Source organism: Pseudomonas sp. HS6-2 (genome assembly GCF_049325675.2).
Taxonomy (GTDB): domain Bacteria; phylum Pseudomonadota; class Gammaproteobacteria; order Pseudomonadales; family Pseudomonadaceae; genus Aquipseudomonas; species Aquipseudomonas putida_N.
The window spans coordinates 2,357,820-2,377,664 of sequence record NZ_CM143906.1; the positions used below are offsets into that span (position 1 = coordinate 2,357,820).

The 19,845-nt window shown below is 62.2% G+C and carries 24 protein-coding genes and 2 tRNA genes; 19 read left to right on the plus strand and 7 right to left on the minus strand.

Annotated features, from left to right (window positions below; all coding sequences use genetic code 11):
* Positions 1–6: 6 nt before the first annotated feature.
* Positions 7–759, plus strand: a complete 753-nt coding sequence (locus tag ACOKS3_RS11040) for a TerC family protein (protein WP_103446775.1) — start codon at positions 7–9, stop codon at positions 757–759.
* 63 nt (positions 760–822) lie between these two features.
* Here ACOKS3_RS11040 and ACOKS3_RS11045 read toward each other — a convergent pair whose 3' ends face one another.
* On the minus strand, positions 823–1,002 hold the full coding sequence (locus ACOKS3_RS11045; RefSeq protein WP_027920521.1) for a hypothetical protein: 180 nt from the start codon (positions 1,000–1,002) through the stop codon (positions 823–825).
* Between the two features lie 156 nt (positions 1,003–1,158).
* Here ACOKS3_RS11045 and ACOKS3_RS11050 point away from each other — a divergent pair, with 156 nt between their 5' ends.
* On the plus strand, positions 1,159–1,902 hold the full coding sequence (locus ACOKS3_RS11050) for a peptidase C39 family protein (protein ID WP_103446776.1): 744 nt from the start codon (positions 1,159–1,161) through the stop codon (positions 1,900–1,902).
* A gap of 72 nt (positions 1,903–1,974) precedes the next feature.
* On the opposite strand, the gene ACOKS3_RS11055 is transcribed toward ACOKS3_RS11050, so the two are convergent.
* Complete coding sequence (locus tag ACOKS3_RS11055) at positions 1,975–3,258, minus strand: NAD(P)/FAD-dependent oxidoreductase (protein WP_103446777.1); 1,284 nt, start codon at positions 3,256–3,258, stop codon at positions 1,975–1,977.
* Positions 3,259–3,460: 202 nt separating this feature from the next.
* Between ACOKS3_RS11055 and ACOKS3_RS11060 the strand changes: the two genes are divergently transcribed.
* The 4 genes from ACOKS3_RS11060 to ACOKS3_RS11075 all read left to right on the plus strand — a co-directional run bounded on the left by ACOKS3_RS11060 (position 3,461) and on the right by ACOKS3_RS11075 (position 5,026).
* Positions 3,461–3,537: transfer RNA gene (locus ACOKS3_RS11060), tRNA-Val, on the plus strand.
* Between the two features lie 179 nt (positions 3,538–3,716).
* Positions 3,717–3,793: transfer RNA gene (locus ACOKS3_RS11065), tRNA-Val, on the plus strand.
* 172 nt (positions 3,794–3,965) lie between these two features.
* Complete coding sequence (locus tag ACOKS3_RS11070) at positions 3,966–4,538, plus strand: SPOR domain-containing protein (protein WP_103446778.1); 573 nt, start codon at positions 3,966–3,968, stop codon at positions 4,536–4,538.
* 62 nt (positions 4,539–4,600) lie between these two features.
* The gene (locus ACOKS3_RS11075; protein ID WP_103446779.1) at positions 4,601–5,026 is read left to right on the plus strand and encodes a GTP pyrophosphokinase; all 426 of its coding nucleotides are present in this window, start codon (positions 4,601–4,603) and stop codon (positions 5,024–5,026) included.
* 3 nt (positions 5,027–5,029) lie between these two features.
* On the opposite strand, the gene ACOKS3_RS11080 is transcribed toward ACOKS3_RS11075, so the two are convergent.
* The gene (locus tag ACOKS3_RS11080; RefSeq protein WP_103446780.1) at positions 5,030–5,272 is read right to left on the minus strand and encodes a DUF1654 domain-containing protein; all 243 of its coding nucleotides are present in this window, start codon (positions 5,270–5,272) and stop codon (positions 5,030–5,032) included.
* 133 nt (positions 5,273–5,405) lie between these two features.
* The gene (locus tag ACOKS3_RS11085; RefSeq protein WP_103446781.1) at positions 5,406–6,494 is read right to left on the minus strand and encodes an asparaginase; all 1,089 of its coding nucleotides are present in this window, start codon (positions 6,492–6,494) and stop codon (positions 5,406–5,408) included.
* Between the two features lie 299 nt (positions 6,495–6,793).
* Between ACOKS3_RS11085 and ACOKS3_RS11090 the strand changes: the two genes are divergently transcribed.
* The 7 genes from ACOKS3_RS11090 (at position 6,794) to ACOKS3_RS11120 (ending at position 13,730) form a co-directional block, all read left to right on the plus strand.
* Positions 6,794–7,750, plus strand: coding sequence for a sugar ABC transporter substrate-binding protein (locus ACOKS3_RS11090; RefSeq protein ID WP_422764588.1), 957 nt, complete (start codon positions 6,794–6,796; stop codon positions 7,748–7,750).
* Positions 7,751–7,771: 21 nt separating this feature from the next.
* Positions 7,772–9,325 carry a sugar ABC transporter ATP-binding protein gene (locus tag ACOKS3_RS11095; protein WP_422764587.1) on the plus strand — a complete coding sequence of 518 codons (1,554 nt, stop codon included), beginning with the start codon at positions 7,772–7,774 and terminating at the stop codon, positions 9,323–9,325.
* Positions 9,322–10,317, plus strand: coding sequence for an ABC transporter permease (locus tag ACOKS3_RS11100; protein WP_422764586.1), 996 nt, complete (start codon positions 9,322–9,324; stop codon positions 10,315–10,317). The genes ACOKS3_RS11095 and ACOKS3_RS11100 overlap by 4 nt, the downstream gene beginning before the upstream one ends.
* 4 nt (positions 10,318–10,321) lie before the next feature.
* Positions 10,322–11,344 (plus strand): LacI family DNA-binding transcriptional regulator, encoded by a 1,023-nt coding sequence (locus ACOKS3_RS11105; RefSeq protein ID WP_103446785.1) that lies wholly within the window; start codon positions 10,322–10,324, stop codon positions 11,342–11,344.
* 9 nt (positions 11,345–11,353) lie between these two features.
* Positions 11,354–12,262 carry a ribokinase gene (rbsK, locus tag ACOKS3_RS11110; RefSeq protein WP_103446786.1) on the plus strand — a complete coding sequence of 303 codons (909 nt, stop codon included), beginning with the start codon at positions 11,354–11,356 and terminating at the stop codon, positions 12,260–12,262.
* Positions 12,259–12,657 carry a D-ribose pyranase gene (gene rbsD / locus ACOKS3_RS11115; RefSeq protein ID WP_103446787.1) on the plus strand — a complete coding sequence of 133 codons (399 nt, stop codon included), beginning with the start codon at positions 12,259–12,261 and terminating at the stop codon, positions 12,655–12,657. The genes rbsK and rbsD overlap by 4 nt, the downstream gene beginning before the upstream one ends.
* A gap of 65 nt (positions 12,658–12,722) precedes the next feature.
* Positions 12,723–13,730: a nucleoside hydrolase gene (locus ACOKS3_RS11120; protein ID WP_103446788.1), complete on the plus strand. Its 1,008-nt coding sequence runs from the start codon at positions 12,723–12,725 to the stop codon at positions 13,728–13,730.
* Here the strand turns inward: ACOKS3_RS11120 and ACOKS3_RS11125 are convergent.
* The gene (locus ACOKS3_RS11125; RefSeq protein WP_103446789.1) at positions 13,702–13,914 is read right to left on the minus strand and encodes a hypothetical protein; all 213 of its coding nucleotides are present in this window, start codon (positions 13,912–13,914) and stop codon (positions 13,702–13,704) included. The two genes, ACOKS3_RS11120 and ACOKS3_RS11125, sit on opposite strands and share 29 nt — an antisense overlap.
* A 261-nt stretch (positions 13,915–14,175) precedes the next feature.
* Between ACOKS3_RS11125 and ACOKS3_RS11130 the strand changes: the two genes are divergently transcribed.
* The gene (locus ACOKS3_RS11130) at positions 14,176–14,496 is read left to right on the plus strand and encodes an I78 family peptidase inhibitor (protein WP_103446790.1); all 321 of its coding nucleotides are present in this window, start codon (positions 14,176–14,178) and stop codon (positions 14,494–14,496) included.
* An 89-nt stretch (positions 14,497–14,585) separates the two neighbouring features.
* Here ACOKS3_RS11130 and ACOKS3_RS11135 read toward each other — a convergent pair whose 3' ends face one another.
* Positions 14,586–14,798 (minus strand): cold-shock protein, encoded by a 213-nt coding sequence (locus ACOKS3_RS11135; protein ID WP_003250656.1) that lies wholly within the window; start codon positions 14,796–14,798, stop codon positions 14,586–14,588.
* Positions 14,799–14,960: 162 nt separating this feature from the next.
* The gene (locus ACOKS3_RS11140; RefSeq protein ID WP_103446791.1) at positions 14,961–15,263 is read right to left on the minus strand and encodes a hypothetical protein; all 303 of its coding nucleotides are present in this window, start codon (positions 15,261–15,263) and stop codon (positions 14,961–14,963) included.
* A 330-nt stretch (positions 15,264–15,593) separates the two neighbouring features.
* Between ACOKS3_RS11140 and thrS the strand changes: the two genes are divergently transcribed.
* The 5 genes from thrS to pheS all read left to right on the plus strand — a co-directional run bounded on the left by thrS (position 15,594) and on the right by pheS (position 19,833).
* Positions 15,594–17,516 carry a threonine--tRNA ligase gene (gene thrS / locus ACOKS3_RS11145; RefSeq protein WP_422764585.1) on the plus strand — a complete coding sequence of 641 codons (1,923 nt, stop codon included), beginning with the start codon at positions 15,594–15,596 and terminating at the stop codon, positions 17,514–17,516.
* Positions 17,516–18,067: a translation initiation factor IF-3 gene (gene infC / locus ACOKS3_RS11150; RefSeq protein WP_012052879.1), complete on the plus strand. Its 552-nt coding sequence runs from the start codon at positions 17,516–17,518 to the stop codon at positions 18,065–18,067. Before thrS ends, infC begins: the two co-directional genes overlap by 1 nt.
* A gap of 61 nt (positions 18,068–18,128) precedes the next feature.
* Positions 18,129–18,323 carry a 50S ribosomal protein L35 gene (gene rpmI / locus ACOKS3_RS11155; RefSeq protein WP_003250667.1) on the plus strand — a complete coding sequence of 65 codons (195 nt, stop codon included), beginning with the start codon at positions 18,129–18,131 and terminating at the stop codon, positions 18,321–18,323.
* 27 nt (positions 18,324–18,350) lie between these two features.
* Positions 18,351–18,707 (plus strand): 50S ribosomal protein L20, encoded by a 357-nt coding sequence (gene rplT, locus ACOKS3_RS11160; RefSeq protein ID WP_003250671.1) that lies wholly within the window; start codon positions 18,351–18,353, stop codon positions 18,705–18,707.
* 109 nt (positions 18,708–18,816) lie between these two features.
* On the plus strand, positions 18,817–19,833 hold the full coding sequence (pheS, locus tag ACOKS3_RS11165; protein ID WP_422764584.1) for a phenylalanine--tRNA ligase subunit alpha: 1,017 nt from the start codon (positions 18,817–18,819) through the stop codon (positions 19,831–19,833).
* Positions 19,834–19,845 lie beyond the last annotated feature (12 nt).

A 19,845-nucleotide genomic window follows, 5' to 3' on the forward strand; every position in this document is an offset into this window, starting at 1 on the left:
TGAACAATGGAATACTTGCTGGAACTCGCCGCTAGCCCTACCGCCTGGGTCGCCCTGGCAACGCTGGTGGCCATGGAAGTGGTACTGGGTATCGACAACCTGATCTTCATCTCGATCCTGACCAACAAACTGCCTGTGGAGTACCGTTCCAAGGCGCGTCGTATCGGTATCAGCATGGCGCTGGTCATGCGCCTGGCACTGCTCAGCACCGTGGCCTGGATCGTGCAGTTGACCGACCCGGTGTTCGAAGTGTTCGGTAACGCCTTCTCCTGGAAGGACGTGATCCTGATTGCCGGCGGCCTGTTCCTGCTGTGGAAGGCCACCAAGGAGATTCACGAAAACGTCGACCCGCATGGCGCCAAGGAAGAAGCCAAGGTCTCTAATACGGTTACCCTGGGCTTTGCGGCGGCGATCTTCCAGATCCTGTTGCTGGACATCGTCTTCTCGGTCGACAGCATCATCACTGCCGTGGGCATGACCGAGCACCTGCCGATCATGATCATTGCCGTGATCACCGCCGTCATCGTCATGATGGTGGCCGCCGACCCGCTGGCCAACTTCATCAATGACAACCCGACAGTGGTGATGTTGGCCCTGGGCTTCCTGATCATGATTGGCATGACGCTGATCGCCGAAGGTTTTGGCGCCCATGTACCGAAAGGGTATGTGTATGCGGCGATGGCCTTCTCGACGGTGATCGAGATCCTCAACATCCTGGCCCGCCGAGCGCGGCTCAAGCGTGAAGCTGCTGAAGGCTGATTAAGGCTGGTGAAAAAAACAACGGGGCGCTTGGCGCCCCGTTTGCATTCAGCTGAAGAAACCTCAGTGCACCCCGGCATGCCGCCGCGCCCTGCGCACAGGCTGCGCCTTGGCCGGGGCCTGCGGTGGCAGGTGGTGATGCTGGGAATGACGCCGCACGATACGCAGAACACCCCACAGCATGGCGGCCGCGACGCTCAGCCACATACCCACCAGCATAAGGATTGCCATGGTCAGGCTCATGTGTGCCTCCTTCTCTTGGGCCAACCTGCGGTTTGCCCTCCAGACACAGCTTTAGTCTAGCTGCCCGCCCGTGACGTTCCATTGACCAAAGGTCGATTGCTTAAGCCGATTGGTTGCAATTTCTTGTCGGACTATACCCGCGCAACGCGGCGCCCTATGATCGGTGGCCAGAGCCGGGCGCTGCCTGCCTGGCATCGGAACAAGCGAGTGTCCATGGAGCAATATTCCTGCAAGCGCTGGGCGATCGTCCCACGTCAGCTGTTGGCCGCCTGCCTGGTGGCGGCGACCCTGGGCGGCTGCGCCAGCGCACCCCCTGCAAGCCTCAAGGGCATGCCCCAGCGGGTCGAGATCAGCAGCGTGCCGTTCTACCGCGGCAATGCCAACCACAGCGGGGCGATGGCCCTGGCCGCGCTGCTCTCGCAGCAAGGTGCGCCAATCACCCCGGGGCTGCTGGACAAACCGCTGAATCTGCCGAAGGCAGCCGATGCGCTGGAAACCAGCATCCCGCGTGTGGCTCGCGAGTACGGCATGGTCGTGTACCCGCTGGACAAGCAACTGGATGCCTTGCTGACTCAGGTGGCCGCTGGCAACCCGGTGCTGCTGCGTTACGAGGAAGGTTCGGCGTGGTGGAGCGAGCCGCGTTACGCGGTGCTGATCGGCTATGACAGCTTCAAGAAGCGCGTGCTGCTGCGTTCAGGGATGCATCGGCGCCAGCTGATGGCGTTCGACGACTTTGCCTCGGCGTGGGCGAAGGAGGGGAGTTGGGCGGTGCTGGTGCAGCCCCCGCGCCAGCTACCGGCCCAGGTGGACCGCCAGCGTTGGCTGCAGGCTGCCGACGAACTGGCCCGGGCGGGCCAGGAGGTTGCGGCTAAACAAGCTGTGCGTAGTCTGAATAAATAGCGTTTCGCCGGGGCAAGCCCGCTCCTGTAGGAGCGGGCTTGCCCCGCGAAGAGGCCAGGCCTGCTTACATCATCAGAAGCCCAGACGATCACGCAGGCTGTAGTACCAGGCACCAATGGCGCTGAACGGCACACGCAGCATCTGGCCACCCGGGAACGGGTAGTGCGGCAGGCCGGCAAAGGCGTCGAAGCGCTCGGCCTGGCCACGCAGGGCCTCGGCCAGCACCTTGCCTGCGAGGTGGGTGTAGGTCACGCCGTGGCCCGAGCAACCCTGCGAGTAGTAGATGTTGTCGCCGATACGGCCGACCTGTGGCAGACGCGACAGGGTCAGCAGGAAGTTTCCGGTCCAGGCGTAGTCGATCTTGACGTTCTTCAGTTGCGGGAAGGCCTTGAGCATCTTCGGGCGAATGATCGCTTCGATGTTGGCCGGGTCGCGCGCACCGTACACCACACCACCGCCGAAGATCAGGCGCTTGTCGCTGGTCAGGCGGTAGTAGTCGAGCAGGTAGTTGCAGTCTTCCACGCAGTAGTCCTGCGGCAGCAGGGTGCGGGCCAGTTCTTCGCCCAGCGGCTCGGTGGTGATCACCTGGGTGCCGCATGGCATCGACTTGGCAGCCAGTTCCGGTACCAGGTTACCCAGGTAGGCGTTGCCGGCAACGATGATGAACTTGGCGCGGATCTTACCTTGCGGAGTGTGCACCACCGGGTTGGCACCACGCTCGATACGGATGGCCGGAGTCTGCTCATAGATGATGCCGCCCAGCGACTCGACCGCGGCGGCTTCGCCCAGGGCCAGGTTCAGCGGGTGGATGTGGCCGCCGCTCATGTCCAGCATGCCGCCCAGGTAGTTGTCGCAGGCGACCACTTCACGGATGCGCTTCTGGTCCATCAGCTCCAGCTGATTATGGCCAAAGCGTTCCCACAGGCGCTTTTGCGATTCCAGGTGGCCCATCTGCTTGGCGGTCAGCGCAGCGAACACGCCGCCGTCCTTCAGGTCGCACTGGATGTTGTACTTGGCCACGCGCTCACGGATGATGCGGCCGCCTTCGAAGGCCATCTGGCCTAGCAGCTGTGCTTCTTTAGGGCCGACGGTGCGCTCGATGACGTCGATGTCGCGGCTGTAGCTGTTGACGATCTGGCCACCGTTGCGGCCCGATGCGCCGAAGCCGACCTTGGCCGCTTCGACGATGCTCACCTTGAAGCCGTTTTCCAGCAGGAACAGCGCGCTGGACAGGCCGGTGTAGCCGGCACCGATGATGCAGATATCGGTTTCCACCTCACCCTGCAGCGCCGGACGTGGCGGCACCGGGTTGGCCGAGGCGGCGTAGTAGGACTGGGGGTAGGGGGTGTTAGCCATGCTGCAGAAACCTCTGTGTTTTATATTTTTAACGAATGTACCGATGCTATCAATAATAATAAACACCCGCTAGTCGTCTGTTGAAAATCCTTTACTGGCCTGCAGCGGGCCCTTCTCTATAAACAGTTTAAGATTCAGTGAGTTAGCGCGAAAAAAAGTGTTGACAGGGTTTTTGGATTGCGTAGAATGCGCACCACACGACAGGCACATAGCTCAGTTGGTTAGAGCACCACCTTGACATGGTGGGGGTCGTTGGTTCGAGTCCAATTGTGCCTACCAAACAAAGTCCCGGTCTCCGGGCATCGAAAAGGGCGATCCGCAAGGGTCGCCCTTTTTGCATTATGGGCGCTTTCGAAGTCGTGGGTACCGGCGCCCGCAGGTTTCTGAAAGTTTTTGATTTTTTTGAAAAAAACGCTTTACAGGTACGCATTCGATCACTAATATGCGCACCACACGACAGGCACATAGCTCAGTTGGTTAGAGCACCACCTTGACATGGTGGGGGTCGTTGGTTCGAGTCCAATTGTGCCTACCAAACAAAGTCCCGGTATCCGGGCATCAGAAAGGGCGATCCGCAAGGGTCGCCCTTTTTGCATTCCATGCCCCTCTCGAACAAAACCCCTCGACGCAGCGTGTAACCTTTGGTCGCGGGCGGTACCCCGTGCGGCCATGGTAGAATCCGCCGCTTCGAATCTGGAGGTACACGCGTGCGCAAACTGGCAGTGGTATTGGCAGTGCTGGCCCTGGCGGGCTGTGAGAACGAGGTCGAGGGTGTGCACAAGCAAGTTGCCGAGCACCTGAACAACCCCAAGACTGCCAAGTTCGGCAACGTGCGGATCGACACCAAGGGCACCATCTGCGGCCAGGTGCGTGGCAAGGACGATGCTGGTCAGTACGAGGCCTATCGCAGCTACGTGGCAATCAAGGGTGCCGATGGCCAGTATGAAATCATCGTCGATGACGGCGGCAACAATCTGCGTATTCGCGAATACTGCGGCGGTGCCGAACTGCAACGTCGCGCCGAGGCCCTGGCCGATCAGCCGGCCCCTGAGGGGTGGGATGTCGAAGTGATCCAGGGTGCCAACATGGGTGCGCTGACCGACATGACCGCACGCCTGATCGAGAAGGGCATCCCGTCCTCGGTCGAATACCGCGACGGCAAACCCGTGGTGCTGATGGGGCCGTTCCCGAGCAAGGCCGAAGCCGATGCGCGCAAGGCCGAGGTGATGGCCAAGCTGGGTACCGATTCGATCGTCATCCAGCATGGTGCGCAGCGTTAACTGTAATCTGTAGCCTTCCCCGGCTATGCTTGGCTTGAGACTAGCCAAACGGGGAGGGCCTCATGTCTACGCTGGAGCGGGCCATTGCCGTGGCCGCCAGGGCACATGAAGGGCAATGCGACAAGGGTGGAGCGGCTTATATCCTCCACCCATTGCGAGTGATGATGCGGGTCAGCACACCGGAGCAGCGCATTGTCGCGGTGCTGCATGACGTGATCGAAGACACGTCGCTGACCCTTTCCGACCTGGCCCGTGAGGGCTTCCCCCTGAAAATTCTCGCCGCCTTGCTGGCGTTGAGCCGGAACAAGGGCGAGAGCTATCAGGACTTCGTAGTGCGCCTGGGCAGTGACCCGCTGGCGCGCACCGTCAAGCTGGCCGACCTGGCCGACAATAGCGACCTCTCGCGTATAGCCGTCCCAGGCCCCGCCGACCTGGCGCGGCTGGCTCGCTACCGCGAGGCCAGTGCCTATCTGCAGGCGCTGCCCTGAGCCTCAGTCTTCCTTCGGCACCGTCCAGAAAATCTGCACGCCGCCGTCGTCGCGGTGGGCGAGGGTAACGTTGTCGTTCTCGGCGATTTCCTCGAGCAGGGTTGCCCAGTCATCGGGCGACTCGTGTTCCAGGCGGAAGATCAGCGCGGCGCGGCTGCGCTGGGCGAGGGGATTGTTGATGATCTTCTGGATGCGCAGGCCCAGTTGCTGGTAGCTGCTTGCGGTTGCTTCGGCGGTGTTGGCCACGGAGGCGATTCCTTGTTGTGCTGTATGTGTGTACAGTATTTCAAGGCAAAATATTTCGCAACTGCATCGCTGCTGGATTTTTCGCGGGCAAGGGCCGGTGCAGTCAGCGCACCAGCCCCAGGTCATGCCGCTATCAGTACTCCCAGAAGATCCGCTGCAGCTCCTTGCTGTCCTGGGTCTTGGTCATCGCCACCATCGCCAGGATCCGCGCCTTCTGCGGGTTCAGGTCATGGGCCACCACCCAGTCATACTTGTCATCCGGCTGCTCGGCATTGCGCAGCACGAAACCACCCTGGTTGACGTGGGACGAGCGAATGATCTGCACGCCGTTCTTGTGCAGTTCCTGCAGCGCCGGTACCACCCGCGACGACACCGAGCCATTGCCGGTACCGGCATGGATGATCGCTTTCGCGCCGCTCTGCGCCAGCGCCTTGTATGCGGTGTCGGTCACGTTGCCGTAGCTGTAGGCGATGTCCACCTGCGGCAGGCTGCTGATCTGCTTGATGTCGAACTCCGACTGGGTGGTATGGCGCTTGGCCGGCAGGCGGAACCAGTACGACTTGCCTTCCACCACCATGCCCATCGGGCCCCAGGCGCTCTTGAACGCTTCGGTCTTGATATTCACCGACTTGCTCACGTCACGGCCGGACTGGATCTCGTCGTTCATGGTCACCAGCACGCCCTTGCCGCGCGACTGCTTGTCGCTGGCCACCGCCACGGCGTTGTACAGGTTGAGCATGCCGTCGGCAGACATCGCCGTGCCCGGGCGCATGGAGCCGACCACCACGATCGGCTTGTCAGTCTTCTCGACCAGGTTGAGGAAGTAGGCAGTTTCTTCCAGGGTGTCGGTGCCGTGGGTGATGACGATGCCATCGACGTCCTTGCTATCGGCAAGCTCGGCGACGCGCTTGGCCAGTTTCAGCAGGTCGTCGTTGGTGATGCTTTCCGAGGCGATCTGCATCACCTGCTCACCGCGCACATTGGCCAAGTCGGCCAGTTCCGGCACGCCGGCAATCAGCTTGTCGACGCCGAGCTTGGCGGCCTGGTAGGTGGCGCTGTTGGCAGCGCTGGCGCCGGCGCCGGCAATGGTGCCGCCGGTGGCGAGAATGACCACATTGGCCAGTTTCTGCTGGGTTTCGGCTTCCTTTGCCGAGGCAGTGGCGGGCAGGATCAGTAGCAGCGCCAAGGCGCTGGGGGCGAAGGACTTCAGTGCAGCATTCATGATTATTATTCTCTCTTCCTAATGAGATGGTTGCTGTGTCGCACGGTAACCAAGGCAGGTTTCGTACCAGCAGCGCTCAAGGCCGGCTCGCGGGCCTTACGGGGCGTATTCCATTCGGAACCCCGAACAAGCATAGGAAAAGGTGTTCGGTTTTTCGGAGAAATTACGGATAATCAGCACCAGCCGCGTCTTGCCCCCGCCAGCGAAACGGATTTGACAAAACCAGGTCTTGTTTCCATAGTTACTCAGCGCAAACGTTTGCGATCCGATAAAAATCACAAGATTCGGAGTCATCTCCCATGAAACTGCCGTTCCCCGGTCGTCTGCTGGCGCTCGCCGTCATGTCCTCGCTGTCCCTCGCCATGCCGCTGTCCGCTGCCCATGCAGAGGAAAAACCCAAGGTCGCGCTGGTCATGAAGTCGCTGGCCAACGAATTCTTCCGCACCATGGAAGACGGCGCCAAGGACTACCAGAAAGCCCACCCTGGCGATTTCGATCTGGTTGCCAACGGCATCAAGAACGAAACCGATACCGGTGAACAGATCCGCATCGTCGAGCAGATGGTCAACTCCGGCGCCAAGGCCCTGGTGATCGCGCCGGCCGACTCCAAGGCACTGGTCTCGGCCGTGAAAAAGGCCATGGACCAGGGCGTCACCGTCATCAACATCGACAACCGCCTGGACCCGGAACTGCTCAAGAGCAAAGGCATCAGCGTGCCCTTCGTCGGCCCTGACAACCGCAAGGGCGCCCGCCTGGTCGGCGACTACCTGGCCCAGCAGAAACTCAAGGCCGGTGACCAGGTCGGCATCATCGAAGGCGTGCCGACCACCACCAATGCCCAGCAGCGTACCGCTGGCTTCAAGGATGCGATGGAAGCCGCGAAGATGAAGATCGTCTCGGTGCAGTCCGGCAACTGGGAGATCGACAAGGGCAACGCCGTTGCCGCTTCCATGCTCAACGAATACCCCGACCTCAAGGCGCTGCTGGCCGGTAACGACAGCATGGCATTGGGCGCCGTCTCGGCCGTGCGGGCTGCCGGCAAGACCGGCCAGGTGCAGGTGGTGGGCTACGACAACATCAACGCCATCAAGCCGATGCTCAAGGATGGGCGCGTGCTCGCCACACTCGACCAGGCCGCCAGCCAGCAGGCCGTCTACGGCATCCAGGCAGCGCTGAAAATACTCAAGGGCGAGAAGCCGGACGTGGATGCCGACAACGTCATCCAGACCCCGGTCGAACTGATCACCAAGCCCTGACCCCTAGCAGGAGAGATGGCCATGCCAGCATCGGCCAATGAAGTGGTGCTTGCCGCCAGTGGCCTGGGCAAGAGCTACGCCCAGCCGGTGCTGGCGGAGGTCAGCCTGGCCCTGCGCGCCGGCGAAGTGCTGGCGCTGACCGGCGAGAACGGGGCGGGCAAGAGCACGCTGTCCAAGCTCATCTGCGGCCTGGAAACCCCTACCACCGGGCACCTGACCTACCGTGGCCAGGCCTACGCACCGGCCAGCCGCAGCGAGGCCGAGCGCCTCGGCGTGCGCATGGTCATGCAGGAACTCAACCTGCTGCCGACCCTGACCGTGGCGGAAAACCTGTTTCTCGACAATCTGCCCAGCCGCTTCGGCTGGATCAGCCACAAGCGCCTGCGCCAGTTGGCCGCGGCCGCCATGGCCCAGGTCGGCCTTGATGCCATCGACCCTGACACCCCGGTCGGCGAGCTGGGCATCGGCCATCAGCAGATGGTCGAGATCGCCCGCAACCTGATCGGCGACTGCCATGTACTGATCTTCGACGAACCCACAGCGATGCTCACTGCCCGCGAAGTGGAGCTGCTGTTCACCCAGATCGAGCGCCTGCGCCAGCGCGGCGTGGCCATCGTCTACATCTCCCACCGCCTTGAAGAGCTGCAGCGTGTGGCGCAGCGCATCGCCGTGCTGCGCGACGGCCAGCTGGTGTGCGACGAGCCGATCCAGCGCTACAGCAGCGCCGAACTGGTCAACCTGATGGTCGGCCGCGAACTGGGCGAGCATATCGACCTGGGCCGCCGCACCATCGGCGCGCCGCTGCTCAAGGTCAACAAGCTGCGCCGCGGCGACAAGGTGCGTGACGTGTCGCTGCAGGTCAGGGCAGGGGAGATCTTTGGCATCTCCGGGCTGATCGGTGCCGGGCGCACCGAGCTGCTGCGGCTGATCTACGGTGCCGACCGCGCCGACAGCGGCAGCATCGAAATCGGCCAGCCGCTCAAGGCGGTCACCATCGATTCGCCCAAGGCGGCGGTAAAAGCCGGTATCGCCCTGATTACCGAGGACCGCAAGGGCGAAGGCCTGCTGCTGACCCAATCGATCAGCGCCAACATCGCCCTGGGCAACCTGCCCGCCGTGTCCCGCGCCGGGGTGCTCGACGGCGAGGCGGAGCATGCCCTGGCCAAGCGCCAGATCAGCGCCATGCGCATTCGCAGCGCCAGCCCGGCGCAGGCGGTCGGCGAGCTGTCCGGCGGCAACCAGCAGAAGGTGGTGATCGGCCGCTGGCTGGAGCGCGACTGCCAGGTGCTGCTGTTCGACGAGCCCACCCGCGGCATCGACGTCGGCGCCAAGTTCGACATCTATGGCCTGCTGGCCGAGCTGGCGCGCCAGGGCAAGGCCCTGGTGGTGGTGTCCAGCGACCTGCGCGAACTGATGCTGATCTGCGACCGCATCGCCGTGCTTTCCGCCGGCCGCCTGATCGATACCTTCGACCGCGAGCACTGGAGCCAGGACCAGCTTCTAGCCGCTGCCTTCGCCGGCTACCAGAAACGTGATGCCCTGCTACATGACGCAGCGCCCAGGATGGATGCATGAAGACCACACCCCTCGACACCCCGAGCGGCACCCCCGCGCGCCACAGCGGCACTTATTTCGGCCTGGGCACCTACCTGGGCCTGGCCGGCGCCTTGCTGGCGATGATCGTGCTGTTCTCGTTCCTGAGCAGCCATTTCTGGTCCTACGCTACTTTCAGTACCTTGGCCAACCAGATCCCCGACCTGATGGTGCTGGCCGTGGGCATGACCTTCGTGCTGATCATCGGCGGCATCGACCTGTCGGTCGGCTCGGTGTTGGCCCTGGCGGCCTCCACGGTCAGCGTGGCGATCCTCGGCTGGGGCTTGGGCGTGCTGCCCGCCGCCTTGCTCGGCATGGCCGTGGCCGCCCTGGCAGGCAGTATCACCGGGGGCGTCACGGTGGCCTGGCGCATCCCGTCGTTCATCGTCTCGCTCGGCGTGCTGGAAATGGCCCGCGGCCTGGCCTACCAGTTCACCGACTCGCGCACTGCCTATATCGGCGATTCCTACGCCTGGTTCTCCGACCCGGTCGCCTTCGGCATCTCGCCGGCCTTCATCATCGCCTTGCTGGTGATCGTATTGGCCCAGCTGGTGCTGACCCGCACGGTGTTCGGCCGTTACCTGATCGGCATCGGCACCAACGAAGAGGCCGTGCGCCTGGCCGGCATCGACCCGCGCCCGTACAAGGTACTGGTATTCGCCCTGATGGGGCTGCTCGCCGGCCTGGCCGCGCTGTTCCAGATTTCGCGCCTGGAAGCCGCCGACCCCAATGCCGGGTCCGGCCTGGAGCTGCAGGTGATCGCCGCCGTGGTGATCGGCGGCACCAGCCTGATGGGCGGGCGCGGCTCGGTCATCAGTACCTTCTTCGGCGTGCTGATCATTTCCGTGCTGGCCGCAGGCCTGGCGCAGATCGGCGCTTCGGAACCGACCAAACGCATCATCACCGGGGCGGTGATCGTCATCGCCGTGGTGCTCGACACTTATCGCAGCCGGCGAGCAGGCCGGCGGAACTGACAACATGGCAACCATAAAAGACGTCGCAGCCCTCGCGGGTATTTCCTACACCACGGTGTCCCATGTACTGAACAAGACCCGCCCGGTCAGCGAGCAGGTACGGCTCAAGGTCGAAGCGGCCATTCTGGAGCTCGACTACGTGCCCAGCGCCGTGGCGCGCTCACTCAAGGCGCGCAGCACGGCCACCATCGGCCTGTTGGTGCCCAACAGCGTCAACCCGTACTTCGCCGAGCTGGCCCGGGGCATCGAGGATGCCTGCGAGCGCAACGGCTATTGCGTGATCCTGTGCAACTCCGACGACAACCCGCAGAAGCAGCGCAGCTACCTGCGCGTGCTGCTGGAAAAGCGCATCGACGGCCTGGTGGTGGCGTCGGTGGGCGAGGATGCCGACCTGCTGCAGAGCCTGACCAACGTGCGCACGCCGATGGTCATCGTCGACCGTGAGCTGGAGGGCGTCGACGCCGACCTGGTGCGCATCGACCACGAACACGGTGCCTACCTGGCGACCCGCCATCTGCTGGAGCTGGGCCATCGCGACATCGCCTACATCGGTGGCCCGGCCGAAACCGGCGTCACTCAATTGCGCCTGAGCGGCTTCCGCCGGGCGATGGCCGAAGCCGAGGCCGAGGTGCTGGCCGGTCGTGTGCTGCATTGCGACTTCACCAGCCCGGGTGGCCATGCCGCCGCCGCACAGCTGCTCGATGGCAAGCGGCCGACGGCGATCTTCGCCGGCAACGACATGATCGGTTTCGGCGTGCTGCGCGCCGCTGCCGAGCGCAACATCAACGTGCCGGGCGAGCTGTCGGTGATCGGCTTCGACGACATCGAATTGAGCCGCTATGTGTACCCGCCGCTGACCACGGTCGGCCAGTCGATTCGCGAGCTGGGCGAGAATGCTGCCGCCTTGCTGCTGTCGCGGATCGCCACACCACGTCGCGATGCAGCCGAGCAACGCATCGTCGCCCCGCGCATCGTGCTGCGCGAATCTACCGGGCCGCGCCAGGACCTGTTCAATGATTACCGCTAAGGAATTGCCATGCATGCCAAGGTAGTGGTGGTCGGGAGCCTCAACATGGATCTGGTGGCCCGCGCTCAGCGGCTGCCGCGCGCCGGCGAAACGCTGGCCGGGGAAAGTTTTTTCACCGTGCCCGGCGGCAAGGGCGCCAACCAGGCGGTGGCGGTGGCGCGCCTGGGGGGCAGTGTGGCGATGGTGGGCAATGTCGGCGATGACGCCTACGGCCAGCAGTTGCGCCAGGCGCTGGAAGAGGAAGGCATCGATTGCCAGGCAGTCAGCGTGTGCCCTGGCGTGTCCAGTGGCGTGGCGCTGATTACCGTGGACGCTGCCAGCCAGAACTGCATCGTCATCATCCCGGGCGGCAACGGGCTGCTGACGCCCGAATCGGTGCAGCGTTTCGATGCCTTGCTGCAGGCGGCCGAAGTGATCATCTGTCAACTCGAGGTCCCGGCCGAGACTGTGGCCTGGACCCTGGCCAGAGGTCGCGAGCTGGGCAAGCACGTGATCCTCAACCCGGCGCCGGCCACCGGCCCGCTGCCGGCCGACTGGTTCGCTCATATCGACTACCTCACCCCCAATGAAAGCGAGGCCGAGGCGTTGACCGGCGAGCCGGTCAATGACCTGGAGAGCGCCCGCCGCGCAGGTGAGCGTTTGCTGCAGCTGGGCGCACGCAAGGTGATCGTCACCCTCGGCGCGCAGGGGGCATTGTTCGTCAGCCGCGACGGCAGCCAGCATTTTCCGGCGCCCCAGGTGCAGCCGCTGGACACCACGGCGGCAGGCGACACCTTCATCGGCGGTTTTGCCGCTGCATTGGTGCAGGGCAAGGGGGAGGGCGAGGCCATCGTTTTCGGCCAGCGCGCCGCGGCCTTGTCCGTCACCCGCGCCGGTGCCCAGCCGTCGATTCCTTATCTGGCGGAGCTGACCCCATGAAAAAGACCACGCTGCTCAACGTCGCGCTGTCGCGGACCATCGCCGGGATGGGCCATGGCGACATTCTGGTGATCGGTGATGCCGGGTTGCCGGTGCCGCCGGGTGTCGAACTGATCGACCTGGCGTTGACGGCGGGGATACCGGATTTCGCCAGCGTGCTGCGCGCGGTGTTGAGCGAGCTGCAGGTGGAGCGGCACGTGCTGGCCGAAGAGATGCAGAAGGTGGTGCCACCGGCGCTGGTCGAGATCGAGCGCTTGAAGGGCAAGCTGGGCAAGCGCGAATGGCTGAGCCATGAAGCCTTCAAGGAAATGTCGCGCAATGCGCGGGCCATTGTCCGCACCGGCGAATGCCAGCCCTACAGCAACATCGCCCTGATTTCCGGCGTCACCTTTTAACGCAAGGCGAGATACTGCTTCTGTGGTGTCCCAGGAGCATTGTTCACGGCAACAGGAGTGCCCTCATGCTCAAACCTCTGCTACAAGGACTCACCCTCATGGCTGCAGCCGCCACCACCACCCTTCAGGCCGCCCCGCGTGACCTGATCATCGACACCGACCCTGGCGCCGACGACGTGGTCGCGCTGTTCCTGGCCATGGCTTCCCCTGAAGAACTCAACATCCGCGCCATCACCACCGTCGCCGGCAATGTGCGCCTGGAAAAGACCTCGCGCAACGCCCGCCTGGCCCGCGAATGGGCCAACCGCGAAGACATCCCGATATACGCCGGGGCAGGGCGCCCAATGGTGCGGGCGCCCATCTACGCCGCCGATGTCCACGGCGAAGAAGGCCTGACCGGCGTGCCCGTGCATGAGCCGAAAAAGCCCCTGGCCGAAGGCAATGCGGTGCAATACCTGGTCGACACCCTGGGCCACGCCAAGCCCCAAAGCATCACCATTGCCATGCTCGGCCCGCAGACCAACCTGGCCCTGGCGCTGATCCAGCGCCCAGACATCGTCAAGGGCATCAAGGAAGTGGTGGTCATGGGCGGTGCTCACTTCAATGGCGGCAACATGACCCCGGTTGCCGAGTTCAACCTCTATGCCGATCCGCATGCCGCCGAGGTGGTGCTGGCCAGCGGCGTGCAGCTGACTTACCTGCCGCTGGATGTCACCCACAAGATCATCACCAGCGACGCCCGCTTCAGGCAGCTGGCGGCCGTGAACAACCAGGCCAGTAAGAAAGTGCTCGATATCCTCGAAACCTACGTCAAGCACGACATGGACGTGTACGGCATGCCCGGTGGCCCGGTGCATGACGCAAGCGTCATCGCCTACCTGCTGAAACCCGAGCTGTTCAGCGGCCGGCGCATCCACATGAGCGTCGACAGCCGCGAAGGCCCGACCTTCGGCCAGACCATCGCCGACTGGTACGGCGTACTCAAGCAGCCTGCAAATGTGCTGTGGGTGAACGAGGGTGACGCCCAGGGCTTTTTCGACCTGCTCAGCGCGCGCCTGGCTCGATTGCAATAGCCGTGTGCGGTGCGTAGCGCTCGAACACCTGGTCGATGAAGCTGCGTGCCGCCTCGCCACCGCGGTCGCGCACCAGCAGGTCGATGGCAATCAACAGCAACTCTTCGGGCGTGCTGGGGCTGTAGGCGCTCTGGCCTTCGGCCCATTTGACCTTGATATCGGCGTCGATGCTGTGGCTGCTCATGGAAGGCTCTCGCTGCGGGCCCGGGGCGGAGGGGCGAACACCGGATCCTGGTGTTCGAAGGAGGCACTGTGCCTTCACTTCCTAAAGTAAATCATGACTTTGCGGCGCAAACCAAGCGGCTCGTCGGTTGAATGGTAAAATTCGGTCACGATTGCCTTTGGCCCCAAGGTGCCGTGTTCAGGCAGACTTGCGCGGTTTTGCAACAAATTCCGGGTGGAGCTGTCGGATCAGGCAGTTCCCAGATAGATTTTAGGAGGATTCATGTTCCGTACCCGCGCTTTCCTGGCAACCCTGGCGGTGGCTGCTGTCCTGGCTGGTTGCAGCACTGGCGGTAACGCCGGGGGTGGCAAGGCGCCTGAGGCGTCGGCCGGCAACGATGGCCGCTGCGAGGCCAGTGGTGCCGACTTCGCCATCGGCAAGCCGGGCAGCGCCGACCTGCTGGAGCAGGCGCGCAAGGCCAGTGGTTCGCAGATGGCGCGCATACTCAAGCCGCACGACGTAGTGACCCTGGAATACCGCTCCGAGCGCCTGAACCTGAATGTGGACGAGCAGGGTGTAGTGACCCGCGTCAATTGCGGTTAATGCGCGCTTGAGGCCCGCTCCCACAGGGGCCCGGCAAGCAGGCATAAAAAAACCCGCCACGAGGGCGGGTTTTTTTACAGCTGCCCGAATTACTCCGGACGAACCTGCGCAGCCTGCATGCCCTTCTGGCCGCGCTCGGCGACGAAGGAAACAGTCTGGCCTTCTTTCAGGCTCTTGAAGCCGTCGGATTCGATGGCTTTGAAGTGTACGAACAGGTCGTCGCCGCCGCCTGCTGGGGTGATGAAGCCGTAGCCTTTCTCATCATTGAACCATTTGACGGTGCCTTGTTGGCGATTGGACATGAGGTGAATCTCCAGAACATTTAGATTTTTCAGTGGTGCAATGTGGCCGAGGCTACGGAGCACGGGCAACATCATAGTCTAATTCTGCGCATCTAGCGCCTTTTACCTTCGCAGGATGTTGATCCATGGCAAATGATGCGTCGATCACACCCTGCGCACGGCTCATTTCGGCTTGCAGGCAGCCTGCACAACCGTCTGTGCTTTCTGCATCAGCTTGGCGTCCACGCCGTCGGTGCTGTCCAGATCTGCGATCTCCTTATCGGTGAAATTCTTTTTGATGGCCTGGGCACCACAGTCGCAGTGCTTTTTCGCGGTCGCGGCGTCGACGCCCTGGCCGCTTGCCACCTGTTGGCACTGGGTCATGTAGTGGCCCTCCTTCCCGGCAGGGAAGTTGCCAGCATTGGCAGCCACGGGCAGCAGCAGGGCGCCAGCGGCCGCCAGGGCCAGAAGAGACGGTACTCGCATAACCAGTTACTCCTTGGGTTAAGGTCTCAACAAGAGTAGGTTGCTTCCCAAGGTCTGATAGGAATTTTTCCGCGATAGTTCACCGCAGCGGCGTAATTTCCAAATATTTCTACGAGTCACGCAACCCGCGTGCTAGCATGCCTGGCTCGCAGCAACGCCCTTGCTGCGAGCTTTTTTCTTTCCAGTCACTCTGGTTCGTCCCTGGCAAGCCGAAAGGCTTCTGCCACTGTGAGGCAGGCTTCCCCGCAGGGAAGGCAGGTCGGATCTTGTACTGGCTCATCCCAACCCACGTGACCTTTGGTAGGGGTCACCACTAGGAGAGGAGGCGCCATGCCCATTATTACTCTTCCCGATGGCAGTCAACGTTCGTTTGATCACGCCGTATCCGTCGCCGACGTCGCCGCTTCCATCGGCGCAGGCCTGGCCAAGGCCACCGTGGCCGGCAAGGTCGACGGCAAACTGGTCGATGCTTGCGACCTGATCCACAACGACGCCACCCTGCAGATCATCACTCCTAAAGATGCAGAGGGACTGGAGATCATTCGTCACTCGTGTGCCCACCTGGTAGGCCACGCGGTGAAACAGCTGTACCCGACTGCCAAGATGGTGATCGGCCCGGTGATCGACGAAGGCTTCTATTACGACATCGCCTACGAGCGCCCCTTCACCCCTGAAGACATGGCCGCCATCGAAAAGCGCATGATGGAGCTGATCGAAAAAGACTACGACGTGGTCAAGAAGGTCACCCCGCGCGCCGAAGTCATCGACGTGTTCAAGGCCCGTGGCGAAGACTACAAGCTGCGCCTGGTCGAAGACATGCCGGACGAGAAGGCCATGGGCCTGTACTACCACGAAGAATACGTCGACATGTGCCGTGGCCCGCACGTGCCGAACACTCGTTTCCTCAAGGCATTCAAGCTGACCAAGCTGTCCGGCGCCTACTGGCGCGGCGATGCCAAGAACGAGCAGCTGCAACGCGTGTACGGCACCGCCTGGGCCGACAAGAAGCAGCTGGCCGCCTACATCCAGCGCATCGAAGAAGCCGAAAAACGCGACCACCGCAAGATCGGCAAGCAGCTCGACCTCTTCCACCTGCAGGAAGAAGCCCCGGGCATGGTGTTCTGGCACGCCAACGGCTGGACCGTATACCAGGTGCTCGAGCAGTACATGCGCCAGGTTCAGCGCGTCAACGGCTACCAGGAAATCAAGACCCCCCAGGTCGTCGACCGCATCCTCTGGGAGCGTTCCGGTCACTGGTCGAACTACGCCGAAAACATGTTCACCACTTCGTCGGAAAGCCGTGATTACGCGGTCAAGCCGATGAACTGCCCGTGCCACGTGCAGGTGTTCAACCAGGGCCTTAAGAGCTACCGTGACCTGCCACTGCGCCTGGCCGAGTTCGGTGCCTGCCACCGTAACGAGCCATCCGGCGCCCTGCACGGCATCATGCGCGTGCGTGGCTTCGTGCAGGACGACGCGCACATCTTCTGCACCGAAGAGCAGGTGAAGAAAGAAGCCGCCGACTTCATCAAGCTGACCCTGGACGTGTACAAGGACTTCGGCTTCACCGATATCGCTATGAAGCTGTCCACTCGTCCGGCCAAGCGTGTCGGCTCCGAAGAGCTGTGGGACCGTGCCGAAGGCGCACTGGCCGACGCCCTGAACGAGTCGGGTCTGGAGTGGGAATACCAGCCGGGCGAGGGCGCGTTCTACGGCCCGAAGATCGAGTTCACCCTGCGCGACTGCCTCGGCCGTAACTGGCAGTGTGGTACCCTGCAGTACGACCCGAACCTGCCAGAGCGTCTGGATGCCAGCTATATCGCCGAAGATAACAGCCGGGTTCGCCCCGTCATGCTGCACCGCGCGATCCTCGGTTCGTTCGAACGCTTCATCGGCATGCTGATCGAGCACTACGCCGGCGTGTTCCCGGCGTGGCTGGCACCGACCCAGGCGGTGATCATGAACATCACCGACAAACAGGCCGATTTCGCCCTCGAAGTGGAAAATGCTCTGAACGGTAGCGGTTTCCGTGCCAAGTCGGACTTGAGAAATGAGAAGATCGGCTTTAAAATCCGCGAGCATACTTTGCTCAAGGTCCCGTACCTTTTGGTTATAGGGGATCGCGAAGTCGAAACACGAACCGTTGCTGTGCGTACTCGCGAAGGCGCAGACCTGGGCTCCATGCCCGTCGCCCAGTTCGCTGAGCTCCTGACACAAGCGGTTTCCCGGCGTGGTCGCCAAGAATCGGAGTAATGACTATTAAGCGTGAAATGAGAAACGATAAGCGTGCTGTACCGAAGGCCCCGATCAACGAGAATATCTCGGCCCGCGAGGTTCGGTTAATTGGCGCTGATGGCGAGCAGGTTGGCATCGTCTCGATTGATGAAGCGCTTCGTATCGCTGATGAAGCGAAGCTGGATCTGGTAGAAATTTCTGCAGACGCGGTACCACCTGTCTGCAAGGTCATGGACTACGGCAAGCACCTCTTCGAGAAGAAGAAGCAGGCTAACGAAGCCAAGAAAAACCAGAAGCAGATTCAGATTAAAGAAATCAAGTTTCGTCCAGGGACGGAGGATGGGGATTACCAGGTAAAACTACGCAACCTGGTACGTTTCCTTACCGATGGGGACAAGGCCAAGATCTCTCTGAGATTCCGCGGCCGTGAGATGGCCCACCAGGAGCTGGGCATGGAGCTGTTGAAGCGGGTCGAAGCTGACCTCGCCGAATACGGCACCGTTGAGCAGCATCCGAAGATGGAAGGACGCCAGCTTATGATGGTCATCGCCCCCAAAAAGAAGAAGTAATCTCCCGGGCACGGCAGGCCTGATGATTATTGTGTAATTTTTTTCGAATGCGGAGTTCAACATGCCAAAAATGAAAACCAAGAGCGGTGCTGCGAAGCGCTTCCTGAAGACAGCTTCGGGCTTCAAGCACAAGCACGCTTTCAAGAGCCACATCCTGACCAAAATGTCGACCAAGCGTAAGCGTCAACTGCGCGGTGCCAGCTTGCTGCACCCGTCTGACGTGGCAAAAGTCGAGCGCATGCTGCGCGTACGTTAATTCTGGTTTAGATAGAGGAAGTTACTCATGGCTCGTGTTAAGCGTGGCGTCATCGCTCGTAAGCGTCACAAGAAAATTCTGAAACTGGCTAAAGGTTACTACGGTGCACGTTCGCGCGTATTCCGTGTAGCCAAGCAAGCGGTCATCAAGGCAGGCCAATACGCCTACCGCGACCGTCGCCAGAAGAAGCGTCAGTTCCGCGCACTGTGGATCGCTCGTATCAACGCCGGTGCCCGCACCAACGGTCTGTCCTACAGCCGTCTGATTGCTGGCCTGAAAAAGGCTTCGATCGAAATCGACCGTAAGGTTCTGGCCGATCTGGCAGTGAACGAAAAAGCGGCGTTTGCTGCGATTGTCGAGAAAGCTAAAGCCGTTCTGGCTTAAGTACCCGCGACAATCACCCGGCGGCGCTTGCGGCGCCGGGCATTGAACGTCATCGATAGGGGAAGAGCCTTCAAAGCTCTTCCCCTATTTTCGTATCTGGAGTCTGTACATGGAAAACCTGGATGCGCTGGTCTCACAAGCCCTGGAGGCCGTCGAGCGCGCTGAAGACATCAATACCCTGGAACAGATCCGGGTTCAGTACCTCGGCAAGAAGGGCGAACTGACCCAGGTGATGAAGACCCTGGGCAACCTGCCAGCCGACGAGCGCCCGAAAGTCGGCGCGCTGATCAACGACGCCAAAGAGCGCGTCACCGTCGTGCTCAACGCACGCAAGGCCGCCTTCGAAGAGGCTGAACTCAGCGCTCGCCTGGCCGCCGAATGCATCGACGTGACCCTGCCAGGCCGTGGCCAGACCACCGGCGGGCTGCACCCGATCACCCGTACTCTCGAGCGCATCGAGCAGTTCTTCACCCACATCGGCTACGGCATCGCCGAAGGCCCTGAGGTCGAAGACGACTACCACAACTTCGAAGCGCTCAACATCCCTGGCCACCACCCGGCCCGGGCGATGCACGACACCTTCTACTTCAATGCCAACATGCTGCTGCGCACCCACACCTCGCCGGTGCAGGTGCGGACCATGGAGTCCAGCCAGCCGCCGATCCGCATTGTCTGCCCAGGCCGCGTCTACCGCTGCGACTCGGATATCACCCACTCGCCGATGTTCCACCAGGTCGAAGGCCTGCTGATCGACCGCGGCATCAACTTCGCCGACCTCAAGGGCACCATCGAAGAATTCCTGCGCGTGTTCTTCGAAAAAGAACTGGCCGTGCGCTTCCGCCCGTCGTTCTTCCCGTTCACCGAGCCGTCCGCCGAAGTCGACATCCAGTGCGTGATGTGTTCCGGCAAGGGCTGCCGCGTGTGCAAGCAGACCGGCTGGCTGGAAGTCATGGGCTGCGGCATGGTGCACCCGAACGTGCTGCGCATGTCTGGCATCGACCCTGAAGAATTCCAGGGCTTCGCCTTCGGCATGGGCGCCGAGCGCCTGGCCATGCTGCGCTATGGCGTCAACGATTTGCGTCTGTTCTTCGATAACGACCTGCGGTTCCTCGCCCAATTCCGCTAGGCCCAATCGACG